This is a genomic window from Ligilactobacillus acidipiscis DSM 15836 (genome assembly GCF_001435755.1).
Taxonomy (GTDB): domain Bacteria; phylum Bacillota; class Bacilli; order Lactobacillales; family Lactobacillaceae; genus Ligilactobacillus; species Ligilactobacillus acidipiscis.
This window is the reverse complement of the sequence record NZ_AZFI01000232.1, coordinates 1-2,254: the sequence shown is the minus strand read 5'-3', so window position 1 is coordinate 2,254 and position 2,254 is coordinate 1. Positions and strand designations below refer to the sequence as shown.

General features: G+C 40.5%; 2 protein-coding genes. One reads left to right on the top strand and one right to left on the bottom strand.

What is annotated here, in order from left to right; genetic code table 11:
* The first annotated feature begins 74 nt into the window (after positions 1-74).
* Positions 75-746 (top strand): DUF4352 domain-containing protein, encoded by a 672-nt coding sequence (locus FC65_RS10195; protein WP_010499156.1) that lies wholly within the window; start codon positions 75-77, stop codon positions 744-746.
* A gap of 233 nt (positions 747-979) precedes the next feature.
* Here FC65_RS10195 and FC65_RS10190 read toward each other — a convergent pair whose 3' ends face one another.
* Positions 980-2,164, bottom strand: coding sequence for an iron-containing alcohol dehydrogenase (locus FC65_RS10190; RefSeq protein WP_056972606.1), 1,185 nt, complete (start codon positions 2,162-2,164; stop codon positions 980-982).
* Positions 2,165-2,254: the final 90 nt, after the last annotated feature.

Genomic DNA, 2,254 nt, shown 5'->3' with positions numbered 1-2,254 from the left:
CAAGTGTTGCACTTCAATTTTAAATCGGGGGGACTAAAAAAGTCTAAAAAATATTGATAAATGGGGTAAAAGCTATGAGAAAATTCGTGACAATAACAACCGTGTTTTTATTAAGCAGTAGTTTGTTAGCGGCATGCGGCTCGGAACAAAAGGAAAGTTCGTCAAACAGCAGTCCCAAAACACAGCAAGTTTCAGGTCACAAAACAACCGCTCAGGAAAAGGGGACTGATAAAAAAGCCCAAAGCAAACACAAAAAAAGTTCTGCAAATAGCAAACAACTTGAAATCAACTATGACGATTATCAGTTGAAGGATCAAAAAGATTACACAGCTGATTTTACGGATGAGAGTTGGGTCGATACTAAAGTCGTTATCGACAAGGTCGAGATCGATCAAGTTGCCGCACAAGAATATGATTCTGCTAACGATGGCACGTTTGATGTTAATGGTTTTGTGCGCTTGCACATGTCAGTGACGCCAACTCGCGACATCAACTTCTACCCGACACAGGGGACAGCAATCTATAATGATGGTCAACAACAAGAAGCAACAGGTAATGAAAGTTGGGATGGAGAGATCGCCAAAGATGCAACAAAAGACGGTTGGATCTCTTTTCCAGTCAAAGAGTTAAATAATGTGACAGACCTGACCAGTATTAGATTAAAATTCACTGCTGATTATGATACTGATAATTATGAAGATGATGCTGCCTATCAAGATTATGACTTGACGTTAGATTTAAAATAACAAAAAGGTAAAATTGTTTTCCCTAAAGAGCAATGATTTATGTCGGAAAAATTTGCACAAGGAGTAACTATCCTTTTCTTTCTTGAACTTTGGAACTTTTGGAATACCGGGATTGGAAAATTATGTGCTACAAAAAAATGGGCTGCAGAAATCAAAAATTGATTTCCACAACCCGTTTTCTATAGCAAGGTCAGTTTTTGTCCTGACCTCGCCTTCATTTAAAATAAATTCTGTTATTCTTTAAATTCTTTCATTGAATCTTCGTAAATATGAATGGCATCTTTTTCTGTTACAGGTACGTAGGCGTTGGTTGCAAGTTTTCCGCTGGCAACCGCTGCTCGAGCCATTTCAGCAAATTTACTATTATCTGTGATACCTACATCTGGTAAAGTCATTTCTGAGTTGAGCGATTTGAGCCAGTCATGTGTCCGGCGGATCGAGTTCTCAGCTAATTCCATATCGTCATAGCCGTATTGATCCCATACTGCTCTGGCAAAACGAGCAAATAACGGTTTGGTATTGGCATTTAAAGCAAATTGCATCCAACGCGGCGTTAAAATAGCTAAGCCGATCCCGTGCGTGATGTCATAATGAGCTGATAATTCATGTTCAAGCGGATGAACTGTCCAGCTATTGACCGTTCCAGTGCCAACGATCCCATTCAAGGCCATCGTGGCAGCCCACATCAGATTGGCACGAGCATCATAGTTTTCTGGTTCCTTGACCGCAATCGGTGCCCAGTAGATCACCGTCCGCATTAAGCCTTCGATCATACTTTTAGAAACATCGTTACTGGCGTTATTGTCAAAGTATTGTTCACATAAATGACTGAAAATGTCACTAGCACCAGCAGCCGTTTGTCGGGCAGGAACCGTGTAAGTCAAAGTCGGGTCTAAGAATGAAACTGCAGGTGAATTTGGACCGCCAGTACCTTTCTTTTGCGGGATCTCCGGGTTAGAAATGACAGAACCAAAGTTCATTTCTGATCCCGTTGCTGACAGAGTTAAAATATCAACTAATGGTAATTGGTTAATTTCAAAACGTTTGGCTGGGTCAATGACTAGCTCCCAAGGATCACCGTCATAGTATGCTGCAGAACCGATCACCTTAGCTGCATCGATCACTGAACCGCCGCCAACAGCCAAAATAACATCGATCTGGTTGTCCTTAGCGAGTTTTTGACCTTGGCGGATCGAGTCTATCTTAGGATTAGGTTCGATCCCAGCCAACTCTGTAATGTTAAGGTCTTTGATCAAATCTAAAACACGTTCGTACAGTCCACTATTCTTGATCGAATGTCCACCATACACTAAAAGAACATTTTTACCATAATGACTGAGCACATCATGCAACTCAGCATCGATATGGTCATTGCCGAAACGAATATCGGTGGTATTTTTAAAAGTAAAATCTAACACGTAAATTTCCTCCCTTAATTGATTGAGATGCTATTTAACGCTTACTAAAATACATTACAATACGTGTGGTGCTAGTTTGTAACATTTAGA